Source organism: Psychrobacillus sp., from assembly GCF_056205495.1.
In genome coordinates, this window is record NZ_JBAEAP010000606.1 from 1 (window position 1) to 2,516 (window position 2,516).

Here is a 2,516-nt window from a genome sequence, read left to right on the forward strand (position 1 = left end):
AGTGTTTTAGCATAAGGACTATGTGTATGTACAACAGCATTAATGTCCTCTCTTTGGCGATAAAATATCGTGTGCATGGACCATTCGCTAGAAGGTTTATTCTTTCCTTCCACTATATTACCTTCCAAATCTGTCACTACAATATCCTCCGCAGTAAGCGTATGATATTCCAATCCACTTGGACTAATGGCTACTAATCCGCTTTCTCTATCAAAACTACTTATATTACCCCCTGTGCCTTTTGTAAGGCCACTAGGTATTAGTTTATTTAAATAATCCACAATCTCTTGTCGTTGTTTGTTTAATAACATAATTCTCTCCCTATCTCGCAATAATCACATTTGTGCCATTTGACCGAAAGTTTTCTAGGCTTTCTTCAATTTCAGGAGGCATATCTATATCTTCATTAGTGATCAATGTATGGATTTCATTTGATTCACATACTTGAAAAAAAGCTACAGTTTCAATCTTTTTTTGATCAGCAAGTACGATTACTTGATTAGATTTATGAATCATAGCTTGTTTTGCTTCTCCCTCATCTATTGTTGAGTCAGTTAAGCCGTGTTCAAAGCTTAGCGACTTACTTGATATAAAGCATTTATCTATGAATATAGAATTCATATATTGATGTAGAGAGGCTCCAATAGTCGACAAGGATTTACCTCGTACATATCCGCCTAATAAAATAGTTGCAACCCCTTTAACATTGGAAAGCTCTACAGCTATTGATAAATTGTTAGTAACAACTGTCAGTGATTCGAAACCACGTAGCCTTTTACTTACCTCTAATGCAGAGGTACTTGCATCAAATGCAATGACATCTCCATCACTAATAAGCTTAATTGCTTCTTCTGCTATTTTTTGTTTCTCTAGTAGATTGGTGGATAAACGTTCTTCTATAGTCCCTTCATAGACCCTTTTGGTTTTTAGCTTAGCACCACCAAATAAGCGAATAAGTTCCCCATCCTTTTCAAGTTTCTCTAAGTCTCTTCGAATGGTCATTTCAGAAACATTGAACTTCTTACTTAAGTAGCTGACTTCAGCATAATCCATATTTTCTAATATAGTTAATATTGCATTTCTACGATCTATTGGGACAGACACAAGTGATTACCTACCTTTATAAAAACAATTTTTTTAGATTTTCTTCGTATGGTCCTCTTACAATTCCTTTCTCTGTTACGATAGCAGTTATTAGATCTGCAGGCGTCACATCAAAAGCAGGATTATATACCTTCACATCTTTTGGAGCAGACCATTGCCCAAAGCGATTAGTCACTTCCTCCGTATCTCTTTCCTCAATAGGGATACCACTTCCATTTGGTGTAGCAAGATCAATAGTCGGAGTTGGTGCTGCGACATAAAATGGAATACCAAAGTGTTTCGCTAAAATAGCTACTCCCATTGTACCAATTTTATTAGCTGTATCTCCATTTGCAGCAACCCGGTCACAGCCTACAATTACAGCCTGAACCTTCCCCTGAGACATAACCATGGAAGCCATATTATCAGTAATTACAGTAACATCTATTCCTGCACGTTGTAATTCTAATGCAGTTAAGGTCGAACCCTGTAGCCTTGGTCTAGTTTCGTCAGCATAAACCTTGAAATCCCAACCCTTCTCTTTTGCAAGATAGAACGGTGAAGTAGCTGTTCCGTATCTAGTGGTAGCTAAAGCTCCAGCATTACAATGGGTTAAAAAACCTTGACCATCCTCTAATAGAGTCAATAGATGTTCGCCAATATTACGATTTATTTCTTCATCTTCCTTGTGAATGGAGATGGCTTCTTCTAGTAAAATTTGTTTGAGTTCTTCTACGTCTTGTAAGTTAGAATCCATTGCCTTCCCAACCATACGGTCAATAGCCCAAAACAAATTTACAGCAGTAGGTCTGGATGTAGATAAGTAATCTCTACTTTTTTGCAATAAATCCATAAACTCTTCATAGGAGCCTTTACAATCTCGAATTCCAAGATACATTCCATAAGCAGCAGCCACTCCAATTGCAGGTGCCCCCCTTACCTTCATCACTACTATTGCATCCCATACACTTTCAATCGTTTCGTAACGGTCATACACTATTTCATTTGGAAGAATCGTTTGGTCAAGCAATATAAGGCCATCATTTTCCCACTTTATCGATATTAACTCTTCTGACATATTAAACTCTCCTTTACAGCTTTTAAAGTATCGATATATTTAGCTCCACTTTGATAAACTGATTGATTTAAAATGAATTCATTTGCAGTTAACATACATAATCTTTCAGCAATAACTCGCTGTTCACGAGCTAGACTCGTAATATCCTTCACCTTTGCAAGCCCTACAATTCGTCGATTCAACTCAAGACCTGCCATACCTGCAGTATCCTTCAAGACTTGAGATAAATAATCTTCTACAATAGTAGACTCATTTTTAGCAAATGGCTCTTCAGCTGATTCCTTCCATAACTTCACAAACTTTTGTTTAAATAAATCGAGAGTATCTTCAATGGATTGTTCTACCCAATTAGTGA

At 36.8% G+C, this 2,516-nt stretch carries 3 protein-coding genes and 1 pseudogene; all 4 read right to left on the reverse strand.

The genetic code is table 11. The annotated features are described in order from the left end of the window. Positions 1 to 311: class II aldolase/adducin family protein (locus AC06OU_RS17285; protein WP_475857420.1), on the reverse strand; the 311-nt coding region annotated here is incomplete at its 3' end. Positions 312 to 321: 10 nt separating this feature from the next. Then, positions 322 to 1,104: a DeoR/GlpR family DNA-binding transcription regulator gene (locus tag AC06OU_RS17290; protein ID WP_475857421.1), complete on the reverse strand. Its 783-nt coding sequence runs from the start codon at positions 1,102 to 1,104 to the stop codon at positions 322 to 324. Between the two features lie 16 nt (positions 1,105 to 1,120). Further along, complete coding sequence (mtnA, locus tag AC06OU_RS17295; protein WP_298471993.1) at positions 1,121 to 2,161, reverse strand: S-methyl-5-thioribose-1-phosphate isomerase; 1,041 nt, start codon at positions 2,159 to 2,161, stop codon at positions 1,121 to 1,123. After that, positions 2,146 to 2,516 (reverse strand): annotated as a pseudogene (locus tag AC06OU_RS17300) (S-methyl-5-thioribose kinase); the annotation flags it as partial. The pseudogene AC06OU_RS17300 and the gene mtnA, both read right to left, overlap by 16 nt.